Here is a 16,653-nt window from a genome sequence, read left to right on the forward strand (position 1 = left end):
GGAAGGAGTCTGAAATTAATGGAAGAGAAAATGCACATACAAGAGCGGACTGAGCTTCCTTACGTATTAGTCGTAAGCATTGATGGTCTTGGTTATTCGAATTGGGAGCGGCCAAACGTGCCGATGCCTAATCTCAAGCGCCTTGCTGAGCTTGGGGCGAGCGGGAAACTGCGAAGCATCGCTCCTACTGCTACTTGGGCAATTCATACAAGCCTTGTCAGCGGGACGCATCCTCGCAAGCACGGCATATTGGGAAATTGGGTAGTGGATCGAGAGACGAACCAAGTGGGAGAACACTTCGGAGAGCGTATGTACCCAAAGGAAGAATCAGTAAAAGGGTTAACGATCTATGATGCGGTACACGAACTCGGTGGGAAGACGGCAGCTTTGTGCTGGCCGAAAACATATGGAGCGAAAGGTCTCGATGACGTAATTCCGGAGTGCTACGAGCAAGATCTAATGGAAGCGGGAAGCACGGAATCGCTATGGCAAGAGTTGGTTAAACTTGGACTTCCGATGGATCGTTACGCCACTTGGAGCAAAGACCATGCTCGCGGTTCGATGCAGGATTGGCTGACGACTGAAGCTGCTAAACATCTCATCCGGACCAGAATGCCGAATCTATTGCTGGTGCACTATTTACTGCCCGACAGCTACCAACATGACTTCGGTACACATTCGGCTGAGCTAGATTGGGCACTTCGGTATACGGATGAACGAATCGGCCAACTACTCGAGGAGCTGGACAACGCGGGATTAAGCGAGAAGACATATGTAATTGTGCTTTCCGATCACGGGTTTAGCGATGCAGCTAAAACGTTTTACCCGAATGTACTGTTCAAGAAGTTAGGTTGGTTTGATGCAGAGAATCCCGAGTGCAGCAGCGTCATGGCAGTATCGAACGGTGGATGTGGCTATGCCTATGTGCTGGAGCGGGAACCGGCTCAACGCAAAATTTTATTAGCTGAGTTGCGCGATCAGCTGGCAAATGCCGAAGGTGTAAATCGACTGTTGGAGACGGATGATGACTTTTCTAATTGGGGATTGCCAATTGGAGAAGAGCATGCGCGCTTCAAACCAGATTTCGTGTTCGAGATGGAACTGGATTGGTTCGTTAACTTTGGTCACACAGGTGATGAGGTGAAGGCGAAGCGGGCAAAATTCGTCGGCATGCACGGATATTTGCCGGATCACGAAGCAATGAAGGCCATGTTCGTCATGACCGGGCCAGGAATTGCAGACGGTCAGGAACTGGTAGAGATCCAGGCGGTCGATGTGGCACCAACGATCGCGAGCTGGTTTGGAACACAACTGCCAGAAGCGGACGGCCGAGAAGTGCAGCTAAGAGGGAAGGACAGAGGAGAGGTCTATGAGCGAGCTGGAACCAAATGAAAAATCAAAGAAGACGAAAGCTGCGATGGCAATGCTGGAGCAGGCTGAAGCCGTGTTCTTCGATCTGGATGGATGCATATATTTTGGAGATCGGTTGGCTCCGGGAGCTAAAGCGGTGTTGGAGCGACTGCGATGGATCAAGGGCAAACATATTCGGTTTGTGACCAACAATTCGACGGATACTGGCGCTAAGGTGGCGTTACGACTGTCTGCGATGGGTCTGGAGGTTGACCCGGAGCACGTATTGACTGCAACAGAATTGGTTGGGCAATATTTATTAGAAAAACATGGCGCGTTATCGTTGAAAGCCATCGGAAGCGAATCTCTCCTGTCTTCCCTTAAGTGGTATGGTCATCGGCTCGTTTCTCTGGATATCGAAGGCGGGGCAGATGCTGTGGTTATTGGCAGAGATCTGAAATTCGATTACGCAAAACTGCAATCGATCGTAAAAGAAATGGATCAAGGGACACCAATCATTGCGACTAACCCCGATCTGTTTCATCCGGGCAGCAATGGTGAGAAGGTTCTTGAGACTGGGGCATTATACAAACCTGCGGAGGCTATCACAGGCGGGGTCGTTGAGTACTTCGGCAAACCTGCGCCGCATATGTTCCGTCTGGCGATAAGGCACTGCGGGCTTACGCGTCCGGAATCCTGTGTTATGGTCGGAGACAATCCGCATACCGACATCGCCGGCGGGCGGGCGGCCGGACTCCGAACATTGTGGTTACATGGGGCCGCTTTGGGCTCTTCCGATACTGCAAATCTTGGTGTAGTCGATTACAGTGTCGATGCTACCATGTCGGCAGGCGACGTTGCGGACTTTGCAGTGGCGGATTTACTTGAACTTGTTAGTTGCTGACTCTAGATCCGGAAACGATCTTTATCTTTATCTTTATAAACTTAGTTCAATGAAGAAACATAAGAAGGCTGCCGACAATTTTGAACGGCAGCCTTTTTATTGAGAAAGTTTGGCAGAGATCCGAAATTCGACTACGCAATATAACCTGCGCCGCATATGTTCCGTCTGGCGATCCGTGCGGCCGGGCTCACCATAGTTCAATGTAAGAGGACAATAGCATATATCTATAAAGATCCGCGCGCAGCGCGGTTTTTATTATTTTATGGATGTAAGTTCAACGCAAGACAAGTAAAACACTAACCAAAATCGATACTTCATCGCAGCAGGCTATCGCATATTAGGTAACCTGTTGCTAATGGTTTGATATTACAATTGTATTTGTAACAATAATTATATATTGTAATTCGATAAATTTTGTGTTAAATTCAAGCTGTTATTAACTAAAAGTGTACATGTTAAGGAACATCTTTAGGTAAAGGAAGGAAGCCGTGTATGAGCAACGAACCTATCATCAGTTTGCAAAATGTGACAAAACGGATCGGCCGAACCACAGTCATCGACGACCTTACGTTTGATGTGCCGCAAGGCGAGATTTTCGGCTTTCTTGGCCCGAACGGGGCCGGCAAAACAACGACCATCCGCATGATCGTCGGACTGATGTCGACAACCAAGGGGCAGATCCTGATAAAAGGGAAAAATATCAAAACCGAATTCGAGCAAGCAATCCAACACGTCGGAGCCATCGTTGAAAATCCTGAAATGTACAAGTATTTGAGCGGGTACCTGAATCTCGTTCATTACGCCCGTATGGTGCCAGGTGTGACAAAAGAAAGGATCGACGAAGTGGTTAAGCTGGTCCGACTTGAGAACCGTATTCACGACAAAGTCAAAAAGTACTCTCTCGGCATGCGTCAGCGTCTGGGGGTCGCTCAGGCGTTGCTGCATCGACCATCCCTGTTGATTCTGGATGAACCTACGAACGGTCTGGACCCGGCAGGGATTCGGGAGTTGCGCGATTATTTGAGGCAGTTGACCCGTTCGGAAGGAATCACAATAATTGTCTCCAGCCATCTGTTGTCCGAGATGGAACTCATGTGCGACCGGGTCGCTATCCTGCAGAAGGGTAAGCTGGTCGACGTGAAGCCTATTGGGCATTTTACCCATGATAGCGAGCAGACACCAACGTATCGGATTGAAGCACAGCCGACGGAACAAGCGTTGGATGTCTTGGGACAAATGGAAGGAATCCAGGGGATTAAGCTCCTCGACGAGGGTCTCATAGAGGTCACGACCGACCGGGAACGCATTCCGGATATGCTGGCTGCGTTGATGCAGCACCGTATTAGAGTCTATGGTGTACAGCTGGTTCGTTTGTCACTGGAGGATCGTTTCTTAGAAATTACAGGTACAGGGAGGGAGCAGATTGGTTAATCTGGTGCGCAATGAAAATATGAAGATCTATCGAAGGACGAGAACATGGATTCTGGTCGGATTTATGATCGCATTGGTGCTTTTTGTCAATATTATTGAGTGGCATTCTGATCGAAGAGAAGTGCAAAGTGAAAGCTGGCAAATGGAATTGCAGCAGGAGAAAGTTCACCGAAACGAACTCTTGACTAAACCAGAGCTTTCTGAAGAAAGCCGCACTTATAATCTACAACGTCTCGCCCTCATCGACTATCACCTTGAGAAAAATATTCCCACTACTGATGGTACGATGTGGGATGGCATAAACGGTTCGGCGTCTATGGTGCTCGTGATTACCGTGTTTACAATCATCATAGCAGGAGACAGCCTGGCAGGCGAATTCTCAACGGGCACGATTAAGTTGCTGCTGATCCGACCGGCTAATCGCCTTAAAATCCTTATAGCCAAATATATCTCTTCCTTGATGTTCGGCCTGCTTTTGTTACTCACGCTTTTTGTCGTATCTGTCACGGTCAACGGTATCTTATTCGGCCTTGGAGATCTGAATCTACCTTTAATCGAAGTGACCTATGATGGATTTATCGTCGAGAAAAATATGGTTCTCAACTTGTGGAAAACATATATGTTAAACGGGGTATCTACGATTCTCTATGTTACTATGGCCTTTATGATCTCGTCCGCTTTTCGCAGCAGCATTATGGCCATTGGGTTCTCCATTGTCGCCCTGTTTGGAGGCAATATTCTGCTTGAAGGGCTCCAACGGTTCGATTGGAGCAGGTACCTGTTGTTTGCAAATACCGATCTCACCCAGTATCTGAGTGGAAGACCTTATCAAAGTGGCATGACGCTTTCGTTCTCCATCGGTGTGCTTGCGGTTTACTTTCTTGCATTTAATCTAATTTCCTGGCTTATGTTCACGCGAAGAGACGTGGCGGCCTGATATTTTCAAGGGAACAGTTTCATACTAATGCAGATTAAAAGGAGCTTGGGCAGCGAAATTAGTTGTTATTCTGGTTGCAAACCACCCGAGGACATTATTCAGGTATTTATGCTCCAAGACGTTTGTACCGAATAGGAGATTGATGACATGGCTTTCGGAATATCCAGACAAGAACTGAACGAATGGAAAAGCAAATGCTCACAGGGAGAAATTGCCTTTTTGACGCATTATTGGGTAGAACCTCGCTTTCCAGGAGTGAAGACGATTACTAAGGTTGGCTGCTGTGATCTGGAACGATTGAAGGAATGGTGCTTGGCGAATGGTTTAAATCCAGTTTACATACATCTTCGTGATGAATATCCACATTACGACCTAATAGGGAGCAAGCAGATTGAAATCTTAAAGAGAGAACATTTGACCGAACATCTGCTCAGATTCAAGCTTTGATGAGATAAATAAGCCTAATTATGCTCGTTAAAATAACGAGAAACAATAGTTCAATATTAAAAAGGGCTGCCGCGAGGGCAGCCCTTCTTTTAAGTAATGGGTAAGATACCAATAATTGGTATCGAACAACCAGCTTCTACTCAACATTGAACTGAAGTGACACGGTTTGACAGTCCGAGAAGCTGAGTCGATTGGAAACTGCCCCCGACCATTTGATCATCATAATGAGTCAAATAAAATGAGAGCGAAATATGATTGGGAAGAACAAGCTGGACCCATTGACCCTTGCAAACCTCTGCCTGTTGTGAATTTTGAATGGCAGTCCCGTTGCAAACTAACGAATTATAAGATTGGCGGGTTAAAAATCCTGTTGCATAATTGAAATCGGCAGAGGTCACGTTTACTTGTAAATTAGTCCCATCATCTAATTGGATGGTCACCCATTTATTCATACATTGTAAAATGTTTGAAATCCCTCGTCTGTTATCGGGATATGATGGGAAGCTATTCCACATATGATTATCTCCTTTGAAATTAAAGTTGGGACTATACTCCTCCGAGTGAACTGATCAAATATTGCTTCCAACATATGCAATGGAGTGGGCATATGTGCATATTACATTCATGTCCAATGATAAATGTGAAAAAGCAAATATTTCTATGTTTGAGTTGTATTCTGCTGGTGCCATATCGCATAATACTTGAACTAAAAATGGAAGGGAAGAGTTTACTTAAGGGTCGTACAATAGGTAATAACTTCGAAAAGTAAGCATAGGAATGAGCTAAAGCCTTTTTCGAAAGGAAGTTGATTCATGTATACTTATTATCGTCCTTGGAATTATTATCCGATTCAGGTTGAACGTCATATACAGCAACCACAGAATCATACGCCAACCAACGAACCACAACCATATTCAAATGCTCACTCAAATTATCACTCCAATTATCATCCAAATTTTCATCAGCCTTACATACAATCTTACTATCACGATAGCAATGAGCTTTATCGCGCAAGACAACAACCATTGACTTTTGTACTTGTTCACGGATCGTGGGCTGACAAGAGTTTCTGGAATGGTGTGGCTTCAGAACTTCTAAAAGAAGGTCATACGGTTTTCGTTCCTGAGTTACTAGGACACGGGGCAGATCCCAATAAAAATGTTAGTCATCAGGATATCGATGATGCTGTTGCCAACTATATCATCTCCAGGAACCTTAGAAACATAATTTTAGTTGGACATAGTTTCGGTGGATCTGTAGTCCAAAAAGTTGCTGAACAAGTTCCAGACCGTTTAAAGAGAATTGTTTTCATTGATGGGTTTGTATTAGCTGACGGTCAGTCTCTTGGAGATCAGTTTCCTCCTTCTGCACAACAAGGTTTTAAACAACTAGTAGAGGCATCTGGAAATAATACAATTATGCTGCCATATCCTATCTTTAGAGACACATTTGTTAATCTTGCTGATAGCGAACTGGCTAAATCTCTCTACAGCAAAATCACTCCTGAACCAGCAAGACCATTATTTGAGAAACTCGATTTAAAAAAATTCTATTCACTACAGACCCCAAAAAGCTATGTTTTTTTAACAGAAGACAATGTTCTACCGCAAGGTGAAGGATATGGTTGGCATCCTCACATGTCTAGCCGATTAGGCACCTTTAGGTTAATAAAGGATCATGGGGATCATATGACTTTTTTTAAGACTAATCCGAAGCGTATTGCGTTGAGACTCTATGAAGCTGCCCGTGATTAAATGCTTTCTTCAAGCGTGCTAGTCGAGATATTGAAAAAAAAAAAGAACACCTACGTCAAGCTATTTCTAGCGCTTGGGTAGGCGTTCTTTCTTATTTTGTGAATATCGCAGCGCTTAGGTTTTGGTGGGCATCATTTCCCAACGAATTCCATTTAAGTATAAATAGTGTACTGTATGGAACAATATATACGTTTCATAATTGTAGGTTTAGGCGGTGATGGGGCTATGGATAAGGCACTCGGTAAAATCAGTATTTTACAAGTCTGCATGATTTTTATGCTAATGAATGGGCTTATGAATCATGTAATCATTAACCCGTTGCTCTTTGATGCAGCTGGAAGAGATGCCTGGATTTCTGTTTTATTAACGGGGCTATTATATCTTCCTTGGTGTGCCCTCCTTGTTTTGTTTATGAAGAGATCGGGACAGGAGAAGCTACAGCTTTGGTTAGCTAGTAAGACCAACAACATAGTATCGTGGATGATTGTAATTCCGATCTGCTTGCAGTTGTTCCTGATCGGATTGACGACTGTCTTCTATACCACAACCTGGAGTAATGTAGATTACTTGCCAGATACACCTAAATTTTCATTGCTCATTATTTTATGCTTAGCTTGTCACTTTTACGCTACATCTGGCATACGGATGATTGCTATCAGTGCGGGTATCCTGCTTCCTATTGTGATTGCCCTAGGGTATTTTGTGGCTTTCTCGAATACCCCGCATAAAGATCTTACACTTTTAAAACCGATTATGGAGCATGGATGGCAGCCCGTCATACATGGCATGCTTTATGCCGGAAGCGGGTTTATTGAACTGCTGATGATTATAGCCATCCAACATCGTCTGAAGTCCAATGTTCGGGTGTGGAAAATCGCCATTTTGGCAGTGATAATGGTTTATATCTCGATTGGCCCCATAATTGGAGCTGTGACCGAATTCGGTCCGGTTGAAGCTGCTAAACAGTCTGAGCCTCCGTATGAACAATGGCGCTTGGTCACATTAGGCAGCAATATCGAACATGTCGATTTTTTATCCGTCTTCCAGTGGCTGTCCGGCGCGATTATTCGAGTCGGCTTCGCGCAATTTTTACTGGGGGAAATGATGCCTTTTACAAATTCGAAACAACGCAATTGGTTTAACCTGTTGGTTACGCTCAGCTATATAACACTATCCTTGATTCCTATTGATAAATATACGGTTTATTTAATGCTGTATCGATTTTATTTTCCAATTTCCTTAGTTGTGGCTTTGTTCGTATCGATAGTTTGTATTTCGATCTCGTTATTTTCTAAGAAATTCAAGGAGGAAACTGCATGACTGGGACTCAACTTGAACCAGTTGAAGGTTGGAACAAGCAGAAGATCAAGGCGCTATTTCTTCACTCTGCGGACGTTGAATTACAAGAATATCAATTTGAAGAAGGCAGCACTGCCGAAGTTACTATCATCTATAGCGGAGGATTATGTGACTCCTCACTGATTGCAAAAGTCATTCTTCCAGAGCTGGAAAGCTTGTACCGGCAACAGAGGTTAAGAGATTTACTATTGGATCATAAATTCATTTCATTACCATTAACAGCAATAGAAGCCACTGCTTCGCAGGAGCAAATATCTGAATGGATCTTTCAAGGCGATCTCCTTCTGCTTTTCTCACAGACGAACCGTTTATTTAAAATGTGTATAGCCAGTCGACCAGAACGTAAACCCGAGGAATCAAGCACGGAGATTTCCATCAATGGACCCAAAGATGGATTTGTGGAAGATATCGCTGTCAATGTGGCCTTAGTTCGAAAACGTATTCGCAGCCATTCCCTCTGTTATGAAACTTTTACATTAGGAAGGAGAACAAGAACAAAGGTAGGCTTGTTATACTTTACGGATATTATTTCTCCCGACGTGCTGAATGAAGTTCGAAAAAGACTGAGTAATATTGATATCGACGGGCTTCAAAGCATCAATCAACTAGAGCAGAAGATTACTGATAAGCCGTACACCATTATGCCTTTATTTGATTATACCGGCCGACCGGACAAGGCAGTCACCAGTTTGCTGAACGGAAGATTTGTCATTATCGTTGACGGTAATCCAATGGTTCTAATTGGGCCTGGGACCTTTTTACTTTTACTAAAATCACCTGAAGATATCTATTTCAATTTCCAGTATATTTCGTTTGCACGTTTGTTTCGTGCAATCAGTTTTCTCTTATCAGTCTTATTGCCGGGCATTTGGGTAGCACTCACTTCATTTCACCCGGATCAGATTCCCTTTCGTTTGATGGCAACCATTGCCACGGCACGCATTGGTCTGCCTTTCTCTGCACAAATTGAAATGTTTATATTACTGATTTTGCTGGAGATTTTTAGAGAAGCCGGTCTTCGCCTTCCAAGTTCCATTGGACAGACATTGACCGTTGTAGGCGGGTTAATAGTTGGGGATGCAGCCATTCGAGCTGGATTAATTTCACCAAGTGTCATCGTTGTTGGGGCCATTGTAGCAGTTTCGGGCGCAACTTTAGTCAGTCAAAATTTAAGCGCAGCCGTTAGCGTCCTCCGATTTACGTTTTTTTTCATTTCTGCCGTTTTCGGGATGTTTGGATTAATCGTTAGTGTTGTGCTGTTTATTGGATATATGTGCAAACTGAGCTCCTTCGGAGTTCCTTACATGTCACCTCTTTCACCACCGGTGTTTAAAGAGATGGCAAGATCTATTTTACGACTTCCTTGGAGCCAATATAAAAAAAGACCTGCTGACCTATACACCCAAGATTCTGATAAGCAAGGGGAAGATCCGCATGAAAGTAATCATTAACACGTTTGTCGTTCTGGCTATACTTTTAGTGGTGTCAGGATGTTGGGATTCCAAAACAATTCAAAATATGGCTTATGTTGCGGCTCTTGGGCTTGATTATAAGGATGGACATTTTATAACGTATGTACAGGTTCTTAATTTTTCGAATGTGGCAAAGAGCGAGAAATTAGAGTTAGGTAAAAATGTGCCAGTATGGATTGGGAAGGGAGAGGGGGCGACGATGATAGAAGCATTTAACTCGATTTATGCGAGTTCGCAATTAAAGTTATACTGGGGGCACATTAAAGCAATTGTCTTAAAGGAAGGCATATTGAAAAACAAATTTGCGTTCAGGCAAGCCTATGATGCGATAAATCGCTACCATGAAGTCCGATATAATATTTTGCTGTTTACTACGAAAGAAAGCTTTTCCGAAATCTTATCACAAAAATCCCTATTTAATCTTTCACCCCTGGATACGCTCATGGATACACCTGAAGAAACCTATGCGCAAAGATCCTTTATTCAGCCTCAGTATGGTTACAAACAGATTGCCGAATTAAACGAAAAAGGCAGAACAGCAATACTTCCAACGCTCTCTATCACGAAAGAAGAATGGCAGGAAGATCAGAAAAAGAAGGCCATGTTTAAAATAAACGGTGCATACGCAATGCACGAACATCAATTGACGGGATGGTTTTCAGAAGACGATCTCAAAGGAGTGAGATGGTTTAATAAGAAAGCGAAGCGCATTCTTGTTAAAATTCCCGATAATAAAAACCCGGCAGGAGCGTTAGTATTAACTAAACCTCATCATAGGATACAGTTGTTAATTAATCGAGATGAAGTACGTTTTAACATATACATAAAGGCTCATGCAGAAGTTAAAGAAATGACTGAAAATGTTTCTATTAAGACGATGGAAGAACAAGCTGCACAAGTGGTTCGAGATGAAATCCTAACGACATTTAGAAAAGGCCTTTCCACGCAGTCGGACCTATTGAATTTATTTGGAGAGATTTATAGAAACAAACCCCAAGAATGGCATCGCTTAAACAACGGAGACCGTTTGGTTTTAAAGGAGGACACCTTAAATCAGGTGGATATCAAAGTGAAAATTATGCAAACTGGAAAATATAAAGGCAAGGTGCTTCCTGATTAGTGGATTCCGTAATATGGATAGCGAAAATGAGTGAAGGGAAAATAAGGAAACTCTTCCACTGGGCAGTTCTTAGAATTTACATATGGTTGGTTAATACCTTATGTTCTCCCTTCAATCCGAAGGTCTGTAAGGGACCGAAGGTGGTCATGCGGGTTATCAGCAAAGCCATCTCTAGAGGAGAAAGCTGCATACCGCTTTCCAACCAATGCTGAATGACACCCAAATTTGCGGATGCCAAATAAGCAATAATGAACTCGCGTGGCACCAGTATATGCTCGGACTGAAGCAAGGACAGCTTATTAAAAATATGTGTTTGCATAATCTGTTTCACTTGGCCAGGATAAGCAGGATCACCTTTAGATCCCAAGAGAACTTTGAAAAATTCAGCATGCAACGTAAAAAAAACGAACAATTCCAGGAAAGTCGGATGAGGCTCGTTACGTGCGGCATACTGCATTATTTGAATAGGGTCGATGTTCTTGACTATTACTAGAATGTTTTTGAGCATATCCTCTTTGCTCTGTTCCAGCAGATCGTATTTATCGCGGTAGTGCAAATAAAATGTACCCCGATTCAAGCCGGCCTTCTGCATCAAGTCCCGGATGGTAGTGCCTTCGAAGCCTTTTTCGACGATTAAGTCGATTAAGGCATTCCTAAGCAACAGTTTCGTTCGAATGATTCTAGGATCCGTCTTGTCTTGCATGTTCTTCCGCCTCTCCGGCAACCTTTTTTGTGAACTAATGAACATCCTTTATGCAACAGTCGGATAAGCGACTTTTGCAGGTATGTTGATCATTGAATTTGTCCTCCAACTTATTATAATAAGCTGTGTAAGCAATTATCAACACTAAGTTCATTAAATAGGAGGAGATCGATTATGAGATCGGAAACACCTTTTATGCAATATGTAAAAGAATTTATGAGTCAGCGACTTATTTTGTTTCTATTCTCTGTTTATTTTATTAGCTGTTGCGGAGTCATTGCGACTTTTGGAAGTATCCGGACGGCGGCAGCAATGTGCGTAGGTCCCATTTTTGTTGTCTTCATCGAATATACCGTCCACCGATACATTCTTCATGAATTTCCGCGCATTGCTCCCTTTGCATATAAGGGGCATGTTGCCCATCATCAATCTCCTAATGATGTGAAATATTTGTTTGGACCAGTCTCGTTCGATATATGTGCGTACATGGTCATTTTTTTGGCGGCATTTATTGTGACAGGATTTGATTGGCATCTGTCTTTTGCCGTCGTGTTCGGTGCATCTGGCTTTCAAATCTATTATCAATGGAAGCACTATATTTCACATCGCCCAATCAAACCTTTGACCCCTTGGGGCAAATGGATGAAGAAAAGACATCTGCTGCATCATCATTTGGATGAGAAGGCGTTGTACAGCGTAACCAGCCCTGTGTTGGATATCGTCATGAGAACAAACCAGCCAAACGCGTCCAAATCGCGGCCAAAAACTTCCTATAACGATAAAGGCATGCCTTTATTGTAAAACGGAGATATGCTGGAGTCCGGGAACTCTTATTTGGTGGCCACTAGCCAAAGGATGCAATTCTGTAATAATAGTATTTCCTTCGTCATTGTTATCATCCCTTGTACGTATACTTTTTGAGTTCATCCTAAAAGCTAGCATTCACAGTTGCCATGATGTCACATACCTACCTTTATTATTTTTTTGGAATGAACTCCCAAAGAGAAAAATTAATTAACTTTCTTCTCGAATACACTCACTTGATTATACAAAACTAATTGGATGGAGATGTTGAACATGAAAGAAATGACAGGAAAATGGCTTGGCTGGATCGGCATCATTTTAGCTATTATCGGGTTTTTCTATGCACCAGTATGGATGGCCAGCATTGCAGTTCTCCTCGGACTCATTTGCTTGGCTACCCCTAAAAAGGGACTGGCGTGGTGGTCGATCGCTCTTGGAGTAATGGCGTTTATCATTCCTTACTTTAGATAAGCAAACCCGGTACGGAGAGAACCGTTCTGAAAGGTAGGTATGTGACATCATAGTAACCCTTGCGATGCAAGGGTTCTTTGATTTTCAACCGAAAATTCTTTTTGATACCCAATTTTTTGCAACAATTACAACCAATCATACGTTTGAGGAACTGTAATCAAAAACTCAACGAGGTGATAGAAAGTGAAATCCCGTAATAAACTTCTTAGCTTATCCGCTGCCGCCGTTTTGTCCCTTACCTTAGCTGGGCAAAGCCTTGCTGCAACTGCAGTTTTCACCGATCTGGACCAAGTTGCGGCCAAAGATAAAATTATTTCTCTTCAATCGCAGGGGCTCGTATCGGGTGTCAGCAATGACCTGTTTCAACCCAATGCTACCCTGTCAGCTGCTCAAGGCATTCAATTAATCGTCAAGGCGCTTGGTTTGAACTTAGACGCTATCCGATTTGTAAAAGCGCCGCAGGCCACCGACTATTTTGCAAAAGCAAAAAATGACGCATGGTACTCGCAAAACATCATTATTGCGGCAAATAACGGCCTGAAGCTTCCTGCCGATCTCGATCCCGATCAAAAATGGACGAAGGCGACTTTCACCAAAGAATTGCTCATTGCGCTTGATGGTCATAACATTTTGCACATGATGAAGCTCCCGGCAATTGAGATCAAAGACAAGGCTGAAATTGCCCTTGACGATCTCGGTCCTGTCCAAGCCGCTATTTACAAAGGAATTGCAACGCTTGACGCCGACGGCAATTTCCATCCGAAAACGGAAATTACACGCGCGCAAGCCGCTGAGATGATATTTAACGTGCTTAAATATGTACACCCTGCTTCGAATCAATCTCCAACGCCTTCATCCAACGAAACTCCGAGGGATGGAAGCAGTCAACCGATGATCCCAGTCGGTGAACAAACGGGTCAAGTAGGACAAACCATCTATGAGAATACCCAATATGGCTTCCGGTTCACGTTGCCGGACAGTTGGAAAGGGTACACGATCGTAACGGACAAATGGGAGGGGCTTTCCGTAGGCGATGCGCAAGGCGATAAAGGCGTAGAAAGCGGTGCGAAACTCAGTATCCGCCATCCCGAATGGACCGCTGAACAGCCTAAACAGGATATCCCTATTCTCGTTTTTACTGTCGGCCAATGGAATGAGCTTCAGCAAGAAAAGTTCCACATCGGCGCATCGCCTATCGGGCCAAGCGAATTGACACGCAATGAAAAATACGTGTTCGCACTTCCGGCACGCTATAACTTTGCTTTTCCTGATGGCTACCAAGAAGTGGAAGACATCTTGAAGAGCAATCCAATTCAACCAATGAAGTAATCAAATCTTATAAAAAAAGGTTACCCTAGGCCGATACGGACTAGGGTAACCTTTCATTTTTACTTGTCACTATCCGTCACTGGAAGTGGAAAGTGACTTCGGGGTAATTATTCATCATAGTGCACTTAATATCGGGGGATAATTAGATGGATAACGAAAGAAATTTTGAACATTTTAGAACTAACGTTCTTATGAAAAATATGCACTCTGCGTTGGCTTAAAGCCGAAGAGTTCGCTCACATATTTAATAATTTCAACTTGTATAGGAGTGTTACAACTATCATGAAGAACATCTCGAATAAAACATCATTTTGGATTGTCGCTTGGGTACTCACGATCAGCTTATGGTCGAGCACGGCCTCTTCAATTGAGTTTCCGGTCTACGCAGCGCAGTGGCACCTTGAGAAATCCGTAACGACGGGTATATTCTCAATCTCTCCGGCCGTTCTTATCTTGGTACTCTTATTGTTGGGTAATATTTCAGATTACATCGGACGAAAGAGTACTTTAATTATCGGGCTCGTTTTTCTTCTCATCGGAGCGTTGGTATTTGCATATGCTCCAAGCACAATTTGGTTGTTTATCGGTCGTGCGCTGCAAGGCATTGGGGTCGGATTGACGGCCGGATCTGGTGCCGCGGCGCTTGTGGAATTCAACCCTACTTCAAATAAGAAACTACCGGGCTCGATTAACACCATTACTCAAGCGGTCGGTCTTTTCCTTGCGACGATTATTGGTGCAGCTCTAATTAAATACGCGCCGGCTCCATTGTATTTAAGTTATCGGGTTCTTGCCACTCTTGTATTCCTAAGCATCATACTTTGCTTATTCCTTCCGCATAAGAAAGTACTGAAAGCTGGCGGTTGGAAGGTTCAAGGGATTAAGGTACCGCCAGGACTATGGGGTGTTTATATCCTGGCAGCCTTAGCTGTCGCAACGGGCTTTGCCAACGGTGCGGTGTTCTTATCACTCGGAGCCCAAATTGCACGAGATGTCGTTGGTACTAAGGACATTTTAGTTATTGGAACCGTACTCTCCATCTCATACTTACTGGCCGCGGTAAGCGCCACGATTTCTGGGCGTTTGGAACCCGTAATAGCGATTCGCTACGGGATGTCTTCAATCATCTTGACTATGATTTTACTAATCGTTTCGGCGGAATTCCATTCTTTCTTCCTCTTTATTCTTTCAGCGATTCTTGGCGGACTTGCTTATGGGTTCTCGGCGGCCGGAGGAATCGGCATTGCCGCCATCAGCTCACCTGCCGAGTATCGAGTACAGTTTTTGTCGGCTGTTCTTGTTGTTTCCTATTTTTCACAAGGGAGTAGTGGCTATTTCGGCGGCATTCTCACTGCGACTTTTGGCTTTAGTTCTGCCATCTGGATAATGGCCATCATCGTTGCAACTATTGCTCTGATTACCCTAATGGTATCGTTAAAAAAACGCACTGCAGCGCTTCCTGTACCTGCTGTATTAAAAAACAGTTAAACAAAAAGCAAAGGATAACGGCAGCAGTAGTGTGGATACGTACAAGACTGTGACCGAACTTATGGAAGTCAGTCAATCAAGGTTCTGTACTTTCCGAATTAAATGCAACAGCACGGGTAGAATAATAAAAACGTGGCAGGTGATGTCGAATCCCTGACGAAATCATCGCGATAGTGAAATGCCAGCGCTAAGAACGTTTATTCTAATAATATCTAAGGGGGGAGAAGATACCATGAGTGCAATTGAAGTAAGAGCAGAAACAATTGAAACATTGTATATTGTTGCTAAAGGAATTCGATTCGCATACCGGACATTCGGTAAACCATCTGAAGTTCCGCTAGTATTTTGCCAACGTTTTAGAGGTACGATGGATGACTGGGATCCTGCCTTAGTCAATGCTTTGGCGGAGGAACGTACGGTCATCCTGTTTGATAGTGCAGGTATCGGTTTGACATCGGGAGAAGTTGCAGAATCATTCTTTGAAACAGGGGAATATGCAATCACTTTTATTGAAGCGCTTGGTCTTAAACAAGTGGATCTCATCGGTTTCTCTATGGGGGGGTTCATTGCGCAGGTAGTGACAGTGGCTCGCCCTGATTTGATCCGTCGTTTAATCTTGGCAGGTACAGGTGGCGGTACCGGAGAAGGTACACAATCTGGTAAGCCTGAAGTGTTCAAAGTTGCTTTTAAGCCGGTGAACGAGCCGGAAGATTTCCTTTACTTGTTCTTTGAACCGACAGAAACAAGCAGAGCGTCAGGATTACAGTATCTAGACCGGCTTACTAGTAGAAGAGAAGACGACCGTGCGCCACTAGTTAGGGCTGAGTCGGTTCAAGCGCAGATAAAATCGGTTGCGGCGTGGGGGAAGGATTCGACTTTTGAGAGACTCGGGGAGATTAAGCAGCCCGTGTTTGTAGCTAATGGAAGTAATGACATCATGATTCCGACTATCAATTCTTATATTGTTTCCCAACGCATACCGAATGCGCAATTGATTATTTATCCGGATTCAGGTCATGGGTTCTTGTTCCAATACGCAGATTTATTTGCCGAACATGTTAATTTGTTTTTAAACAGAGCTTAA

The 16,653-nt window shown here is 43.7% G+C and carries 16 protein-coding genes; 14 read left to right on the forward strand and 2 right to left on the reverse strand.

Annotated elements, in window-relative coordinates:
* Nucleotides 1-18: 18 nt before the first annotated feature.
* From AC58QO_RS16390 to AC58QO_RS16410, 5 genes are all read left to right on the forward strand, one after another.
* Nucleotides 19-1,392: an alkaline phosphatase family protein gene (locus AC58QO_RS16390; RefSeq protein WP_497267249.1), complete on the forward strand. Its 1,374-nt coding sequence runs from the start codon at nucleotides 19-21 to the stop codon at nucleotides 1,390-1,392.
* Nucleotides 1,370-2,254, forward strand: coding sequence for an HAD-IIA family hydrolase (locus tag AC58QO_RS16395; protein WP_497267251.1), 885 nt, complete (start codon nucleotides 1,370-1,372; stop codon nucleotides 2,252-2,254). Before AC58QO_RS16390 ends, AC58QO_RS16395 begins: the two co-directional genes overlap by 23 nt.
* A 492-nt stretch (nucleotides 2,255-2,746) precedes the next feature.
* Nucleotides 2,747-3,685 (forward strand): ABC transporter ATP-binding protein, encoded by a 939-nt coding sequence (locus AC58QO_RS16400; protein ID WP_497267253.1) that lies wholly within the window; start codon nucleotides 2,747-2,749, stop codon nucleotides 3,683-3,685.
* The gene (locus tag AC58QO_RS16405) at nucleotides 3,678-4,622 is read left to right on the forward strand and encodes an ABC transporter permease (protein WP_497267255.1); all 945 of its coding nucleotides are present in this window, start codon (nucleotides 3,678-3,680) and stop codon (nucleotides 4,620-4,622) included. Before AC58QO_RS16400 ends, AC58QO_RS16405 begins: the two co-directional genes overlap by 8 nt.
* Before the next feature lie 147 nt (nucleotides 4,623-4,769).
* A complete protein-coding gene (locus AC58QO_RS16410; RefSeq protein WP_497267257.1) occupies nucleotides 4,770-5,069 on the forward strand; it encodes a hypothetical protein in 300 nt (99 codons plus the stop codon).
* Nucleotides 5,070-5,209: 140 nt separating this feature from the next.
* Here the strand turns inward: AC58QO_RS16410 and AC58QO_RS16415 are convergent, their stop codons facing one another.
* A complete protein-coding gene (locus AC58QO_RS16415) occupies nucleotides 5,210-5,584 on the reverse strand; it encodes a hypothetical protein (protein WP_497267259.1) in 375 nt (124 codons plus the stop codon).
* Nucleotides 5,585-5,881: 297 nt separating this feature from the next.
* Between AC58QO_RS16415 and AC58QO_RS16420 the strand changes: the two genes are divergently transcribed.
* The 4 genes from AC58QO_RS16420 to AC58QO_RS16435 all read left to right on the forward strand — a co-directional run bounded on the left by AC58QO_RS16420 (nucleotide 5,882) and on the right by AC58QO_RS16435 (nucleotide 10,774).
* Nucleotides 5,882-6,823, forward strand: a complete 942-nt coding sequence (locus AC58QO_RS16420; protein WP_497267261.1) for an alpha/beta fold hydrolase — start codon at nucleotides 5,882-5,884, stop codon at nucleotides 6,821-6,823.
* A gap of 225 nt (nucleotides 6,824-7,048) precedes the next feature.
* Nucleotides 7,049-8,143: an endospore germination permease gene (locus AC58QO_RS16425; protein WP_497267263.1), complete on the forward strand. Its 1,095-nt coding sequence runs from the start codon at nucleotides 7,049-7,051 to the stop codon at nucleotides 8,141-8,143.
* The gene (locus AC58QO_RS16430; RefSeq protein WP_497267265.1) at nucleotides 8,140-9,633 is read left to right on the forward strand and encodes a spore germination protein; all 1,494 of its coding nucleotides are present in this window, start codon (nucleotides 8,140-8,142) and stop codon (nucleotides 9,631-9,633) included. Before AC58QO_RS16425 ends, AC58QO_RS16430 begins: the two co-directional genes overlap by 4 nt.
* Nucleotides 9,617-10,774, forward strand: a complete 1,158-nt coding sequence (locus tag AC58QO_RS16435) for a Ger(x)C family spore germination protein (RefSeq protein ID WP_497267267.1) — start codon at nucleotides 9,617-9,619, stop codon at nucleotides 10,772-10,774. The genes AC58QO_RS16430 and AC58QO_RS16435 overlap by 17 nt, the downstream gene beginning before the upstream one ends.
* Nucleotides 10,775-10,850: 76 nt before the next feature.
* Here the strand turns inward: AC58QO_RS16435 and AC58QO_RS16440 are convergent, their stop codons facing one another.
* A complete protein-coding gene (locus AC58QO_RS16440) occupies nucleotides 10,851-11,477 on the reverse strand; it encodes a TetR/AcrR family transcriptional regulator (RefSeq protein WP_497267269.1) in 627 nt (208 codons plus the stop codon).
* A 174-nt stretch (nucleotides 11,478-11,651) separates the two neighbouring features.
* Between AC58QO_RS16440 and AC58QO_RS16445 the strand changes: the two genes are divergently transcribed.
* From AC58QO_RS16445 to AC58QO_RS16465, 5 genes are all read left to right on the forward strand, one after another.
* Entirely contained in the window at nucleotides 11,652-12,278 is a 627-nt protein-coding gene (locus tag AC58QO_RS16445) for a sterol desaturase family protein (RefSeq protein WP_497267271.1), read from the forward strand.
* A 276-nt stretch (nucleotides 12,279-12,554) separates the two neighbouring features.
* On the forward strand, nucleotides 12,555-12,752 hold the full coding sequence (locus AC58QO_RS16450; protein WP_497267273.1) for a hypothetical protein: 198 nt from the start codon (nucleotides 12,555-12,557) through the stop codon (nucleotides 12,750-12,752).
* Nucleotides 12,753-12,935: 183 nt separating this feature from the next.
* Nucleotides 12,936-14,081 carry an S-layer homology domain-containing protein gene (locus AC58QO_RS16455; RefSeq protein WP_497267274.1) on the forward strand — a complete coding sequence of 382 codons (1,146 nt, stop codon included), beginning with the start codon at nucleotides 12,936-12,938 and terminating at the stop codon, nucleotides 14,079-14,081.
* 282 nt (nucleotides 14,082-14,363) lie between these two features.
* On the forward strand, nucleotides 14,364-15,569 hold the full coding sequence (locus AC58QO_RS16460; protein ID WP_497267276.1) for an MFS transporter: 1,206 nt from the start codon (nucleotides 14,364-14,366) through the stop codon (nucleotides 15,567-15,569).
* 232 nt (nucleotides 15,570-15,801) lie between these two features.
* Complete coding sequence (locus tag AC58QO_RS16465; protein ID WP_497267277.1) at nucleotides 15,802-16,653, forward strand: alpha/beta fold hydrolase; 852 nt, start codon at nucleotides 15,802-15,804, stop codon at nucleotides 16,651-16,653.

This window comes from Paenibacillus sp. J31R30 (genome assembly GCF_059692115.1).